Source organism: Chryseobacterium sp. (assembly GCF_022712095.1).
Classification (GTDB): domain Bacteria; phylum Bacteroidota; class Bacteroidia; order Flavobacteriales; family Weeksellaceae; genus Chryseobacterium.
Genome location: NZ_JALAHD010000291.1, coordinates 1 through 14,255, shown reverse-complemented (window position 1 = coordinate 14,255; position 14,255 = coordinate 1). Strand labels below are relative to the sequence as shown.

The window sequence follows — 14,255 nt, the reverse complement described above, 5'->3', positions numbered from 1 at the left end:
TTATTAGTATTTTCAAAATATTATATCTATAAAACGTATTCATTATTAAGGTCCATTATTTTTTCTTTCTTTTAATTATCGTAAATTTGTATACATTCTTAATAAAATAATACAACGTAATATGTCAAAAGCAATTTCGCAAGTACCATTTGTAGTTAATGAACCTGTAAACACGTATGAACCAGGTTCTTCAGAAGTAAAAAGCCTTATTGCCACTTACAAGAAAATGTGGGCCGAAAAGACAGAAATCCCAATGATCATCAATGGGAAAGAGGTGAAAACTGATGAGAAAGTACAACTTCAGTCTCCTCAGGATCATCAGCATGATTTCGGTTTTTATTATAAGGGAAATATGCAACATGTAGATGATGCCATCACTGCTGCATTAGCTGCTAAAAAAGCATGGAATGAACTTGGATGGGAACAGAGAGCTGCAATCTTCTTAAAAGCTGCTGACTTATTAGCCGGACCTTACAGAGATGTGATCAATGCCGCCACAATGATAGGGCAATCTAAAAATGTTCACCAGGCAGAGATCGATTCTGCTTGTGAATTCATTGACTTTTTAAGATTCAATGTAGAGTTCATGACAGAAATGTATGCTGAACAGCCTGTTTCTGACAATGGAATCTGGAACCGTGTAGAGTACAGACCATTGGAAGGTTTTTGCTTTGCAGTAACTCCATTTAACTTCACAGCGATTTCAGGAAATCTGCCTACATGTATGGCTATGCTTGGAAATGTTGTAGTTTGGAAACCTTCTGACAAGCAGATTTATTCCGCAAAAGTGATTATGGATGTTTTAAAAGAAGCCGGCCTTCCTGACGGAGTAATCAATATGATCTTCACAGATGGTAAAGAAACTGCTGAAAAAGTATTAGCTCATCACGATTTTGCAGGACTTCACTTTACAGGGTCTACTAAAGTTTTCCAGGGAATGTGGAAAATGATCGGTGATAATATCCACAATTACAGAACTTATCCAAGAATTGTTGGGGAAACCGGAGGAAAAGACTTTATAATCGCTCACCCTTCAGCTAACGTTGAAGCTGTAGCTACTGCCTTAGTAAGAGGAGCTTTTGAATATCAGGGACAAAAATGTTCCGCAGCTTCCAGAGCTTACATCCCTAAATCTCTTTGGGAAGGTGTGAAAAAAGTAATGGATGCTCAGATCAATTCTATTAAAATAGGTTCTCCTGAAGATCCTTCTAATTTCGTCAATGCTGTTATTGATAAAAATTCTTTCGAAAAATGTAAAGGATATATTGAGAGAGCAGAAAAATCAAGTGATGCTAAAGTAATCTTCGGTGGAAAATGTGATGATTCCAAAGGATGGTTTGTAAGTCCTACGGTAATTGAAACTACAAATCCTCAATATGAAAGTATGGTGGAAGAAATCTTCGGCCCTATCTTGAGTTTATATGTTTATGAAGATAAGGACTGGAAAGAAACTCTTGCATTAGTGGATTCTTCTTCTCCTTATTCATTAACAGGTTCTGTATTTGCCCAGGATCGTTATGCTATCGATGAAGCTTACAAAGCTTTGGAAAATGCATCCGGAAACTTCTATATCAATGATAAACCTACAGGCGCTGTAGTAGGACAACAGCCTTTCGGCGGAGGAAGAGCTTCAGGAACTAATGATAAAGCAGGTTCTAAAATGAATCTTCTAAGATGGACTTCCGTAAGAAGTATTAAAGAAACGTTTGTTTCTCCTAAAGATTATAAATATCCTTATTTAGGATAAGAACATATGAGTATATATTTAACCCCGGATTTTATTCCGGGGTTTTTTATTGATATTTTATTATTTACTTTTTAATATGAGAAATCCATGGTAATTTTCTGCAGATTTTTCTATATTTGATCATCAACTAATCATTTAAATAATTTTACCATGAAAAAAATGTGGATAGGAGCCGTATTTAGCTTATTCTTTTTAGGAGGCTGCGCTCAAAACAAAGAAAAAAGAGAGGAATTTAAAGATGAACATAATAAAGATTCTTTCAGAAATAATTTGGGAGATTCAGCGGTAGCTCACTATGAGCAGTCAACCGCTACTGTTCCCGATTCTGTAAAGACGGTATCAGACAGTACAAAAACAAAATAATTTGATCATCCGCAGGAATTCTGCGGATTTATATTTTCCACAAAACTTAGATTTCAATATTTTATTTTCCATAATAAATCCTCAATCAATTAACATTATTATTACATTTGCAGTTAAGAAAAAGTGTATATGAAAAAAACAGCTCTATTATTATCATTCCTGATAAGTTTTCTTGCGCTAAGTCAGGGAATTAAATTTGAAGAGGGAAACTTCAACAGTATCCTTGCGAAAGCTAAAAAAGAAAATAAACTGATATTCATTGATGCATATGCCGTCTGGTGCGGTCCGTGTAAGCTTATGGTAAAAAATATTTTCCCTCTCAAGACTGTAGGGGATTATTATAACGCCCATTTTATCAATGCTAAAATTGATATGGAAAAAGGAGAAGGAATTGATCTGGCAAAAAAATATAATGTAAAAGCTTTTCCTACTTATTTATTTATCAACGGAGATGGTGAAGAGGTCCACAGAACTCTAGGATATGTGGAAGAAAATGATTTTATTCAGTTTGCAAAAGATGCTGAAGATCCAAGTAAAAGACTTAATGCTTTAAAAGAAAAATTTGAAACCGGTGAGAAAGATCCTGAGTTTCTAAAAAATCTAGCTATGTTAACCGTATATACTGATACGGATTTTGCCAACAAAGTATTAGCACGTTATTTTCAGTCCAAAACCAAGCTTGAACAGGATGACCTGCAATTACTTTTTACCGCTATGAAAAGTACCGAAAGCCCAACTTATAAAATCTTTCAGGATAGAAAAGACGAAATCCTAAAACAGATTCCGGAAAAGAACTATGATGCGATTGATAAAAATATTAAGATCAATACCGTAATCAGCAAAGCTTATAATCCTGATACAAAAATATTAAACGAACAGTATTTCTTAACGGAAACTCAAAAATTCATGAGTAAGGAAGAGGCTGAAAAACTATTTAAAAGAGTAAAAGCCAACAGAGCATTAAAAGATAAAGATTTTGCAACTTATGAAAAGCTCAGTCTGGATATTTACAAAGACTATTCCAGTGCAAGTTCAGAAGAGCTAAATTCAATTGCGTGGAATTTCTTTGAAAATGTAAACAATAAATCATCATTGGAAAAAGCAGTTCTTTGGGCTCAGGAATCTGTAAAGAAAAATGAGAATTATGCAAATACAGATACATTAGCCAACCTTTATAATAAGCTAGGAGACAAAAAGAATGCTAAACTATGGGCAGAAAAATCCGTAGAATTAGCAAAAAGTACAGGGCAGGACTCTTCTGATACGGAAAAACTTTTAAAAAGTCTTTAATAAAAAACCGCAGAAAAAATCTGCGGTTTTTTATTAATATTTCATCAATTATTCTAATTAAGAGGAATCGCATATAAAATATCCTCGCCCCATGCCGTTCCTCCAAAACTTCCAAAAAACTTATTAGCGGAAGTTCCTGAAAATTCACCGGCAGCAGTTAAATAATATGTTTTAGAAGCAGTAGAACTATTATTAATGATAATACTTCCTGTTGTTAATGAATATTTTTGATACCGCACTGCACCACCACTAAAAAGCTTTGATGTGGTTACAATATCTGTGCTTGGTGTAAAAGTGGTAGATGAATCAGATAAGGTAGCCCGTAACCATCCAAAATCATCTGCACTGTTATTATTATTAAGAAAAAGAAGCATACTTGCTGATACTACCCATCTTCCGGGCGGTAATGTTATGGTAGTACCTGTATATACATTTGCTGTACTTACATTCGCTCCAGCTCCCAAAGTAGCTGTCACTGGTAATTTAGTTGCTGAAGTCACTTGCCATATAGGTGCTGCTCCAGCACCACTGGATACTAATATCGCACCTGCTGTTCCTGCTGATCCTGCGGCAGAAGATGTTCCTCCTACATTCAATTCATTCACGACCTGTAAGGATCCATTTACATGTAATGTTCTCTGAGGTGTTGGTGTTCCTATACCTACCTGAGCATTAAAATTTAGAAAAGAAAACATTCCTAAAAGTAAAACTATACTTTTCATAAAATCAATAATTAAGTTATTTTAAAATTATGATTTAAACATTCAAACCTCATACCAAAACTAATTATAAAAAAAAACAAAAAATAAAACTTATGGATATATTTTCTTTAATATTCAAATAATACACTTCCCCAAGTAAACCCACTTCCGAAAGCGGAAAGAAGAACAAGATCCCCTTTTTTTATTTTTTTCTGTTCAATGGCTTCACACAGGGCAATGGGAATAGAAGCCGCAGTCGTATTTCCATATTTCTGAATATTGTTATGCACTTTATCGTCCGGCAGACCAAATTTCTGCTGTACAAACTGAGCTATTCTTAAATTTGCCTGATGCGGAATAAACATGTCCAGGTCTTCAATTTTTTTTCCTGCTTTATCCAAAGCTTCCTGCATAGTTTCAGGAAATCTGGTTACTGCATGTTTAAATACAAAGTTTCCGTTCATGATCGGATATACTTCTTTATTTGTCACATTTTCAGGTTCTTTTCTCATTCTGTCACTCCATCCGTATTTTGATCCTGGAAATTGAGTACAGAGTTCATCTGCAAATTTCCCCTCAGAATGCATGTTAACTGCTAATATATCTCCTGCATTTTCATCTTCTGTTGCAGAAAGAACAACTGCTCCTCCTCCATCTCCAAAGATCACAGAAACCCCTCTCCCTTCATCTGAAAAATCCAGCCCGAAAGAATGAATCTCAGCTCCTACCACCAATATATTTTTATAAGTTCCTGATTTTATAAAAGCATTGGCTACACTCATGGCATAAATAAATCCTGAACACTGGTTTCTTACATCCAGAGCTCCGATGGTATCACAACCTAGCATTTCCTGAAGTAAAACGCCACAACCCGGAAAATAATAATCCGGAGAAAGAGTTGCAAAAACAATATAATCTATATCCTTTGAAGTTAATCCTGCATTTTGAATGGCTTTTTCGGAAGCTTTAAACCCTAAATAGGCAGTAGTCTCCTGAGAATCATTTCTATTTTTGCGGTGTCTTCTTTCTTTAATTCCTGTCCTTTCTGTAATCCACTCATCATTTGTGGTCATCAATTTTGCAAGATCATCATTAGTAACTACATTTTCCGGAACATAAAATCCGATCCCTTTTATTATGCTTTTAATCATATAGTTTTTTTAATTTTGGCAAAGATAGAAACTTATCTTACACATAGTATTTTAAGGTTTCAAAATTTCATTATTTTTATTTTATGCCAATAGATACAATATACAGAACCTCACAATGTGAATGGATAGATGTTGAATTTCCAACAAAAGAGGACCTTCAGTTTCTTCACGAACGTTATGAAATCAATAACTTATTACTGGAAGATACTTTAGATCCAAACCACCTTCCCAAATATGAAGAAGACGGAAATATCAAATTCTTCCTTCTCAGAGAAAGTACGGAACTGGAAAGAAAAAGCCTCAATACTATTAGTGATATCAGCACTAAGATTGGAATTTTCCTTGTGGACCAAACAATCATTACGATCCACCGGATGAAAACAAAAAGTATTACGGAGACCAAAAAGCAGATTATAGGAACTGAAAAAGATGTTGTTCCTCCTTCTATAGCTCTCCGTATTGCCTTATTGATTATGAAAAGCTTTGATGATGAATCTATAAGCTTATTGGAAACCATGGACAATATTGAAAATGAAATTTTCCTTAAAAATACCAATCATACCAATCAGATCCGCAGACTTTACAGATTAAAGAGAAAATCAGGACTTAATTCCAGAGTTCTTTCTATTTCTACAGATGCTATTGATAAATTCAGATTATTAAATTTACAGGACTCGGAAGTGGTGGATTTAAAAGATAAACATAAGGATGTAGTAGCCGATTTTGATCATTTAAATGCACAGATCCCCAACCTCATCTCTATGTTCTTAGCTCTTTCGGATCAGAAAGCCAATCAGGTGATGAAAGTTCTTGCTATCTATTCTGTTTATTTCCTTCCTATTACTTTTATCGCCGGAGTCTATGGAATGAACTTCGATATAATGCCTGAACTTCATCATAAAAACGGATATTATTTTACATTGGGGCTGATGGGTTTAATTGTAGTTATCACTTTTATCTATGCAAGAAGGAAGCAGTGGTAGTTTCTTCTAAAAATTAAAACAATCTCATGAAAACAGAAGCACTGAAAACTATTCTTGAAGAAGGCACACTTTCACAGGCATCACAAGATAAGCTTATTGCTTTACATGAGAATATTTCCGGAAAAGAGTTTTCTGATCTTCTGGATAAAGAAGGCAACCAATATGTAGAATTTGTACAGGAAGGTGGTGGTGTCTGGGGAAGCGCATTAGTGGGATATCTATATGGATTGGAGATTTTCGGAATACGTTTTTTAAAAGTAGCAGGAACAAGTGCCGGAGCTATCAATACCATACTTATCGCAGCATGCAAAACCAAGGAAGAAGCTAAAGGAAAACTTATTAAAGAGATTCTTTTCAACTGGAATTTTGCAGATTTTATTGATGGAAAACCTTATGTGAGAAAAACAATTCGGGCGATTCTTAATAATAAAAATTATATCCGTACTCATATTATTATTACTGTCATCATTACCATACTTTTAATTGTCGCTCCTTTTATCATTCCTTCAGAATCTGTCTGGAATGCCAAGCTCCTGTTTCTCGTACCGCTAATTCCTGCTATCGTTATTTTTTTTTGTATAAAGAAATTCTATTATGATTTCCGCAAGGATAACAGCGGGCTTAATCCGGGAAGTGCATTTCTTAAGAGTATGGAAGAAGTATTGGATAGACTTGAAATTAAAACTGTAGCGGACCTCAATAAAAAATACAAACAAAAGGAATTTGAGCTCAATCTTGATTATCGCTATGGAAATAATGACGAATATTATCAAACAGCCCTGCAAGGTATTCGGGATATAAAAGAAAAATATCATGATCATATTGACCAGACCCGTTTCAAAATATTTTATGACAGTGCCGTAAATAATGATTATTATAAAAACAATCCTTTTTATCAGCTTAAATCCGAATATGTAGTCGTTACTACCGACATTAATGCAAAAATAAAAGTAGAACTTCCTACCATGGCCAATTTATACTGGTCTGAGGAAGAGTTAAAACATGTTAGTCCTGCAGAATTTGTCCGTGCTTCTATGTCCGTTCCTTTTTTCTTTGAGCCTATGCAAAAAAGAATTAACAGAAATGATGATTCCATTAAGTATGCCTGGAAATTCTGGATGAATATGACACCCGAAGAGATATATCCTGTCGGAATCTTTATTGATGGAGGAAGTATATCTAACTTTCCTATTGACCTTTTCCATTATAATGATATTTTTTATCCTCGCTTACCTTTATTCGCCGTACAACTTAAAAGTAATTCAGAAATAAAAACACCTAAAGGAAATACCAGTGAGCAAATACTCAAAACTCCTTTTTCATACGCCGGGCACATTATCGGTACACTCCAGGGCTTTAATGATAAATCATTTCTTACCAAACATTCCTTTTATAATTTATTCAGCATACAAACTGTCAATTGCGGAGAAAACAGCTGGCTGAACTTCTTTATGAAAAGGGAAGAAAAGGAAAAGCTATTCAATGCAGGTTTTATGGCAGCTCTTGATTTTCTGAATGGTTTTGACTGGAAAAAGTATAAGTCTGAAAGAATGATGGTCACAATGAAGGAAAACAAAATTTTAAAGGAAGAAGATACTCCTACTGTAGGTTAATCATCCCTCTTCAATGATATAATTTTATATTTTTCAAATATTAAATTATATACCAACCTGTACATTTTAATCAGATATTTATTGTTTTTAATCGGTATTATTTTTACTTTCGCAGCATCAAATTTTCCTTATTATTATGAAAAAAACAATTATATTCCTTTTCATGCTTCTAGCTTCACAAGCTTTTTCACAATACAATAATAAAAGTCTGAAAAGCAGTACATTCCAAACTGAGAAATGGAATATGCTGGGAAGAGACGGTATGGAAAATCTGAATACCTACGAATCAGAATACTTCAATAAGGTTTTTACAGAAACAAGAAAAGATTTTGATTTTACCGGGAAAAAAATCGGATTTATAACAGGAAATAATACCAGAGTAAAAACGAGTAAAAAAGAATATTTTGAACTGGAAAGAATCAGACTTAGCAAAGGACAGCCGGGAAATGGCGGATCAATAATAGAATTTAACGAAGAGGAAAAAGCTAAAAATGGAGGGTATGATGCAGCCATTTTGTACTGGTTTAAAGTGATACCAAAGAAAAAAGATCTTATGGAAATTCTTTCCCAATAAGATCTTTATAATCATTAAATTTTATCTATAAATTCCATATACTGCAGTACACTTTTTTCAATCCATTCATCGGATGTATTGAATTCTATGCCGTAATAGGCAAAAAAACCTTTATAATCAGCTTTTACATAATTGAAAGTTACTTCAAAAGGATGGGTAAGTTCCTGCATTGTATAGTTATGTTTAGCATTTCTCTTGTAGTCCTCTTCATCACCTCCCAATGTAATAGCCAATGCTATTTTTTTCCCTTCCATCTTATAACCACTTTTACTTCCATAAGCCCAGCCACGTAGCATTACTTTATCTTCCCACTGCTTCAAAAGTGGTGGACTGCTGAACCAATATAGAGGAAACTGAAATATTATTTTGTCATAAGAATTGATGAGCTGCTGCTCTTTTGCTACATCGATCTTCCAATCAGGATAAGTTTTATATAATTCATGAATTGTATATTTTTCAGGATATTTATTAAGTTCTTCGATCCATCTTTTGTTAATAATAGAATTATTTATTTCAGGATGTGTTACAATGATTAATGTTTTCATATTTTCAAAATTATGATACAAACATAAATCAAGTTCTTTACATTTAGTATATTAGCATCCAATTGTATGGTACTATAAAAAATGTAAGTAATGAGTATAATAAAGGAAACTTCAACCAATTTCGCAAACAAAAGAGCCCTTGAAGAGGAATGTTCAGAAGTATATGCTTTTAATATAATCGGCGGGCAATGGGCACTTGCAATCTGCTGCTATCTTATCCACGGGAAATTACGGTTTGGAGAATTGAAAAAGCTTTTACCTAACATTACAGAAAGAATGCTGACTTTACAGCTCAGAAAACTTGAAGAAAATAAGATAATTACGCGTACTGTTTTTGCCGAAGTTCCGCCCCGAGTGGAATATGAATTAACATCTATGGGTTACCAACTAAAGCCTATTATCGAAGATCTCCAAAACTGGGGAATCCAGCATAAATCATTATTATCTTAAATTTCAGCATAAAAAAACCTCTGAAAATTTCAGAGGTTTTTAATTTAGTGCATGGCATCACTCAAATCTATTTTTTCTTTACTTTTTCTTTCTTTAATGAAGAGGATAAAAGGGATACAAATCAGGAAGGCTACTCCCAAATAAAGGAAAACATCCATATATGATAATACCGTTGCCTGCTTGGTTACCGATAGATCCAACATTTTATACGCTGAATCCAATGCTACATCGGGAGTCATTCCCTTAGCCATAAAACTAGCTTTCAAAGCATTGATCCTTTGCTGGACATCAAAATCATTGATATCGAGATGAGCCAACAGATTAACCCTGTGCTTTTGGCTTTCATTAGCAATAAAGGTAGTAATGGCTGCAATACCAAAAGATCCTCCCAGCTGTCTCATCATCCCTGTAAATGCTGCTCCCTGACCAATTTCAGGACCTTTAAGTGTACTTAATGACAATGAAGTAATAGGTATAAATAAGAGACCTAATCCTGCCCCTCTCACAATAAGCATCCAGAAAAAAGCTTCTTTACTCGTATCGGGTGTCAATATTTTATATCCCCAAAAACTATAAATAAAGAAAATAAATAATCCCAGAGACACCAGTATCTGCTGTTTGGCTCCTCTAGTCAGTAGCTTACCAATAATAGGCATCATAAATGCCGTCGTAAGGGCAGCCGGTATCATTAATGCCCCCGCCTGAAGTGCCGTCCAGCCTAATATACTCTGGGTATAAAGGGGTATGATAAAGGTAGAACCATATAATCCAAATCCTAAGACGAAAGACATTATAGTTCCTATTCTTAAATTACCATTTTTTAAAACCCTTAATTCTACAATAGGATACCTGAAAGTAAGTTCCTGCCAGAGGAATAAAATAAACCCTAGCACTGCTGCTACCGTGAAAGCTACAATCATTCCGCTTTCAAACCAGTCTTCCTCATGCCCTCTTTCCAGAATAAACTGTAAAGATCCTACCGTGATAGATAATAATATGATTCCTAGCCAGTCTACATCTGAAACTTTACGTTTTTCAGAATATTGGGGACTTCTTACGAATTGCAGTGTCATTAATGTAGCTGCAATCCCAATCGGAATATTGATATAAAAAATATAAGGCCAGCTATAGTTATCTACAATATATCCTCCTAACGGCGGACCTAATGTAGGACCAATAATTACTCCCAATCCATAGATAGCCTGTGCCATACTTCTTTTTTCTATAGGATAAGATTCTGTAATAATAGTTTGTGAGGTTACCAATAAGGCTCCCCCTCCGATTCCCTGACAAAGTCTGAAAAGTACAAGCTCCCAGATATTGGTCGCATTTCCACACAGAAAGGAAAATACGGTAAATATGATAATAGATGCCGCAAAATAATTTCTACGACCAAATTGTTGTGACAGCCAGCTGGTCATGGGAACAATAATTACGTTACCAATCGCATAGGCGGTAATCACCCATCCCACTTCGGAAAGTGTAGCTCCCAGGTTACCCTTCATTTCATTGAGGGCAACATTCACAATGGTGGAATCTACAATCTCAAGCAAAGCACAAAGAATAGCTGTAATCGTAATGATCACTCTTCGGGCTCCATATTCTACTAATGAATCCTGCATAATTTATAATACAATGTATTTGTAAAATGTAAAAAGTATAATGTATTAATGATAGTTTTCAGCCGATATTTAAATCATTAATACATTTTACACCAATACATTTATATTATTTTAAAGTAACTTCCGCTTTTACATTCATTCCTGTTCTCAGTCTTTTTGCGATCTCTTTATCAAGATTAGTAAAGTCTATTTTTACAGGAAGCCTCTGCACTACTTTTACGAAGTTACCACTTGCATTATCCGGAGGAAGGATAGAAAATGTAGAACCTGTCGCAGGAGAAAATGAACTTACTACTCCTTCAAAGTCCTGATCAGGAAAAGCATCAATTTTAATTTTCACTTTTTGCCCCTCTACCATTTTATCTACCTGAGTCTCTTTAAAATTAGCTACTACCCATTTCTGGTCATTTTTCACCAGACTGAATAACTGGGCACCTGCCTGTAAAAATTGTCCTGCCTGAGTAGGAACTTTTCCTACATATCCATCTTCGGGAGCAAGAATAACAGTATAAGAAAGATTCAATCTTGCATTTTCCACATCTACTTCTCTTTGTTTTACTACAGAATGAGCCACGCTGATCTGCTGAGAGCTTGCAGCTGTTTGGGAGGAAGCTATGCCTACCTGCTGAGCTATCTGGTTTCTCTGATCAACCAATACCTGTAATTGTTTATCTGCTGATTGCTTAGCTGCTAATGCCTGTTCATATTGTTGTTCTGTGATAGAATGATCTTTTACCAGGTTAGCATATCTTTTTAAATCCTGGCTGGTCTTCCATATATTTACTTTTGCCGCCTCTATCTGAGCATTAGCTGTTGCTACTGCTGCCTGAGAACTGTTAATATTTTTAGAGGTCGCTGTAGTACTCGCTTCTGCTGTAGAAATATTACTTTTTGCCGTTGATAATGCAGCCAGAGATTGATCCAGCACCATTTTCTGATCCCTGTTATCCAAAATAACCAATGTATCTCCTTTTTTTACGAATTGATTATCTTTTACTTTTACTTCTGCAACATATCCCGAAATCTTAGAAATTACGGGACTCATATTAGAAGCGATCTGTGCATCGTCTGTTTCCTCATGGGTCTGTCCGTATCTGTATTCATTATATCCGTAGATTCCTCCTCCTATCAGCACAACTGCTAAAATAATCGGGAATACCGGACTTTTTTTCTTTTTCGGTTCAACTGATTGTGTATTATTATTTTCCATTTTAGGTAATCGTTCTTTTTATTTAATGGTTAAAGTTCCTGTAGTTTGTAATAATTTTCTGTAAGCTAAGGCAGCATCTGCTTTGGCATTAATAACTCCGACATTCGCTGAAATCTGAGCAGCATCCGCATCCAGAAGTTCAGTCATAGTTGCTAACCCGTTATCAAATTTATTTTTGGTAATTCTAAAGTTTTCATTAGCCTGTACTGCCGATTTTTCATAAACAGCAATTCTCTGTTTGGAATAGTCTGTATTCTGATATTCCCTGTTTACTTCAAGTTTAATATTATCATTCAAGAGTTCATTGTTTGCTTCCAATTGTTTTTCTCTTGCCTGAGCCTGCATATATGCTGAATTCTTTTTCCAGATATTAGCCAAATTATACTGTACTCCAATCCCTACATTTACTGCATTGTAAAGGGTTAAAAATTTAGGTGCATCTGCTGCAACATATCCACCGGTTAAAGCAACACTAGGCAAATATTCGGCTCTGGCTGCTTTAGTTCCAAATTGAGCTGCTTTTCTCTGCTGCATAAGAGCCTGTAAATCTTTACGATTTTCCTGAGCCTGAAGCACATAATAATCCACCGGTTTAGTGTCTTCAGCTTCATCTATATAATCGGAATCTATTTCAAGTTCGGTTGTTTCCGGTAGGCCTAACAAAAGATCCATATTAATACTGGCAATACTGTAATTATTTTTAGCTTCAAGTAGCTGTAATTCTATATTGGAAGTTTGAAGATTGGCTTTTAAACGGTCATTTCTTGCTATCAAACCGTTATTTTCCATTTTAAGGAAAGTTTCATCCCTTTTTTCAGATGCCGAAAGGTTTTCCTGCAATACTTTTATCGACTGGCTGGCTTTAAATAAGTTGTTATAGGCCTGCGAAACATTATACGCAATAGCTATCTTATCATTTTCCGTACTCAGTTTAGAAGCTTCTACCAGATATTTTGCAGATTCAATCCCGTACTTTATTCTACCTCCGGCATATAGCGGCATAGAAAGACTTGCTTGCCCTAATAAGACAGACTTTGGAGCTGCTACTGAACCACTTCCCGCTCCTTGGGAAGCATCCAGAAATTTAAGGTCTACTTTTGCATTTGTTAAACGAATATAACTGGCCGATAGTTTAAAATCAGGAAGTTGCCGGTTCTTAGCTTCCAGAAGATCTGCAGTGGCCTCCTCTATTTTAGCGGCATCGATCTTAAGGTTTTTGCTATTTTGGATCCCCAACTGTACAGCTTCATCCAGGCTGAGTTGTTTCTTCTCCTGAGCATTAATATTCCCAATTCCCAATAAAAAGGAAATTGCAATAATTGAATTATTTATTCTCTTCATAACCTAAAAGGTCTTTTAAAATATGTTTTGTATGTTTTTTAATTTCATTGAAATACCGTTCATCAAAAACTTCATCTTCTTCCTCATTATGTAAGAACTCTTTATACATCGATTTTGCATTGGAGGCATAAAATAAGGTTCCGCTTACTGTAGAATGCAGAAGATAAATCGCCGGATTTTTAGTGAAAACCCCATTTTTAATACCGCTTTCCAGTATTTTTGAATACATGGAAATAAAGCCCATTTTAGTTTCTTTCAGGAATTTTACAATCTGTGGATTTTCGGTATACAATTGTTCCCTCTGCATAATTCTGTAGAAACATTTGTGATTTCTCACTCTGTTCGCAAACTGATCTACAATCTTTTCTATTTTCTCCCATTCATTGATATCGGTCCTTTCTAAAATATCTTTTGAAAAGAACTGCCCCTCATTCATTCTGTATTCAACTAATTTCTCATATAACTTCTCTTTAGAACCAAAATAGTAGGAAATCATAGAGATATTTACATTGGCTGCTTTAGAAATCTCTCTGGTGGAAGTTCCTTCAAATCCTTTTTCAGCAAAGAGCTTCTCTGCCGCAAACAGTATATTTTCTTCTTTTGAAATCATATCCTTTCCATTTTTTCAGGGCGCAAATTTAAATAAGTTTCTGAAATAATCAAAC

The 14,255-nt window shown here is 34.9% G+C and carries 14 protein-coding genes; 7 read left to right on the top strand and 7 right to left on the bottom strand.

What is annotated here, in order from left to right; all coding sequences use genetic code 11:
• The first annotated feature begins 121 nt into the window (after window positions 1-121).
• From pruA to Q0A18_RS14740, 3 genes are all read left to right on the top strand, one after another.
• The gene (gene pruA / locus Q0A18_RS14750; protein ID WP_292010923.1) at window positions 122-1,747 is read left to right on the top strand and encodes an L-glutamate gamma-semialdehyde dehydrogenase; all 1,626 of its coding nucleotides are present in this window, start codon (window positions 122-124) and stop codon (window positions 1,745-1,747) included.
• Window positions 1,748-1,897: 150 nt separating this feature from the next.
• On the top strand, window positions 1,898-2,110 hold the full coding sequence (locus tag Q0A18_RS14745) for a hypothetical protein (protein ID WP_292010922.1): 213 nt from the start codon (window positions 1,898-1,900) through the stop codon (window positions 2,108-2,110).
• Between the two features lie 129 nt (window positions 2,111-2,239).
• Window positions 2,240-3,400, top strand: coding sequence for a thioredoxin fold domain-containing protein (locus tag Q0A18_RS14740; RefSeq protein WP_292010921.1), 1,161 nt, complete (start codon window positions 2,240-2,242; stop codon window positions 3,398-3,400).
• A 53-nt stretch (window positions 3,401-3,453) separates the two neighbouring features.
• Here Q0A18_RS14740 and Q0A18_RS14735 read toward each other — a convergent pair whose 3' ends face one another.
• Window positions 3,454-4,122, bottom strand: coding sequence for a hypothetical protein (locus Q0A18_RS14735; RefSeq protein ID WP_292010920.1), 669 nt, complete (start codon window positions 4,120-4,122; stop codon window positions 3,454-3,456).
• 107 nt (window positions 4,123-4,229) lie between these two features.
• Window positions 4,230-5,252, bottom strand: coding sequence for a beta-ketoacyl-ACP synthase III (locus Q0A18_RS14730; protein WP_292010919.1), 1,023 nt, complete (start codon window positions 5,250-5,252; stop codon window positions 4,230-4,232).
• A gap of 83 nt (window positions 5,253-5,335) precedes the next feature.
• On the opposite strand from Q0A18_RS14730, the gene Q0A18_RS14725 reads away from it, so the two are divergent.
• The 3 genes from Q0A18_RS14725 to Q0A18_RS14715 all read left to right on the top strand — a co-directional run bounded on the left by Q0A18_RS14725 (window position 5,336) and on the right by Q0A18_RS14715 (window position 8,422).
• A complete protein-coding gene (locus tag Q0A18_RS14725; protein WP_292010918.1) occupies window positions 5,336-6,235 on the top strand; it encodes a CorA family divalent cation transporter in 900 nt (299 codons plus the stop codon).
• Between the two features lie 26 nt (window positions 6,236-6,261).
• Window positions 6,262-7,848 carry a patatin-like phospholipase family protein gene (locus tag Q0A18_RS14720; RefSeq protein WP_292010917.1) on the top strand — a complete coding sequence of 529 codons (1,587 nt, stop codon included), beginning with the start codon at window positions 6,262-6,264 and terminating at the stop codon, window positions 7,846-7,848.
• A 136-nt stretch (window positions 7,849-7,984) separates the two neighbouring features.
• The gene (locus tag Q0A18_RS14715) at window positions 7,985-8,422 is read left to right on the top strand and encodes a hypothetical protein (protein ID WP_292010916.1); all 438 of its coding nucleotides are present in this window, start codon (window positions 7,985-7,987) and stop codon (window positions 8,420-8,422) included.
• A 14-nt stretch (window positions 8,423-8,436) separates the two neighbouring features.
• Here Q0A18_RS14715 and Q0A18_RS14710 read toward each other — a convergent pair whose 3' ends face one another.
• A complete protein-coding gene (locus tag Q0A18_RS14710; protein ID WP_292010915.1) occupies window positions 8,437-8,967 on the bottom strand; it encodes an NAD(P)H-dependent oxidoreductase in 531 nt (176 codons plus the stop codon).
• Window positions 8,968-9,057: 90 nt separating this feature from the next.
• Here Q0A18_RS14710 and Q0A18_RS14705 point away from each other — a divergent pair, with 90 nt between their 5' ends.
• Window positions 9,058-9,417, top strand: a complete 360-nt coding sequence (locus Q0A18_RS14705) for a helix-turn-helix domain-containing protein (RefSeq protein WP_292010914.1) — start codon at window positions 9,058-9,060, stop codon at window positions 9,415-9,417.
• Window positions 9,418-9,461: 44 nt separating this feature from the next.
• On the opposite strand, the gene Q0A18_RS14700 is transcribed toward Q0A18_RS14705, so the two are convergent.
• The 4 genes from Q0A18_RS14700 to Q0A18_RS14685 all read right to left on the bottom strand — a co-directional run bounded on the left by Q0A18_RS14700 (window position 9,462) and on the right by Q0A18_RS14685 (window position 14,200).
• Window positions 9,462-11,039 carry a DHA2 family efflux MFS transporter permease subunit gene (locus Q0A18_RS14700; RefSeq protein ID WP_292010913.1) on the bottom strand — a complete coding sequence of 526 codons (1,578 nt, stop codon included), beginning with the start codon at window positions 11,037-11,039 and terminating at the stop codon, window positions 9,462-9,464.
• A gap of 106 nt (window positions 11,040-11,145) precedes the next feature.
• Entirely contained in the window at window positions 11,146-12,249 is a 1,104-nt protein-coding gene (locus Q0A18_RS14695; protein ID WP_292010912.1) for an HlyD family secretion protein, read from the bottom strand.
• A gap of 18 nt (window positions 12,250-12,267) precedes the next feature.
• On the bottom strand, window positions 12,268-13,590 hold the full coding sequence (locus Q0A18_RS14690) for a TolC family protein (protein WP_292010911.1): 1,323 nt from the start codon (window positions 13,588-13,590) through the stop codon (window positions 12,268-12,270).
• Window positions 13,574-14,200 carry a TetR family transcriptional regulator gene (locus tag Q0A18_RS14685; protein WP_292010910.1) on the bottom strand — a complete coding sequence of 209 codons (627 nt, stop codon included), beginning with the start codon at window positions 14,198-14,200 and terminating at the stop codon, window positions 13,574-13,576. Before Q0A18_RS14685 ends, Q0A18_RS14690 begins: the two co-directional genes overlap by 17 nt.
• Between the last annotated feature and the right edge of the window lie 55 nt (window positions 14,201-14,255).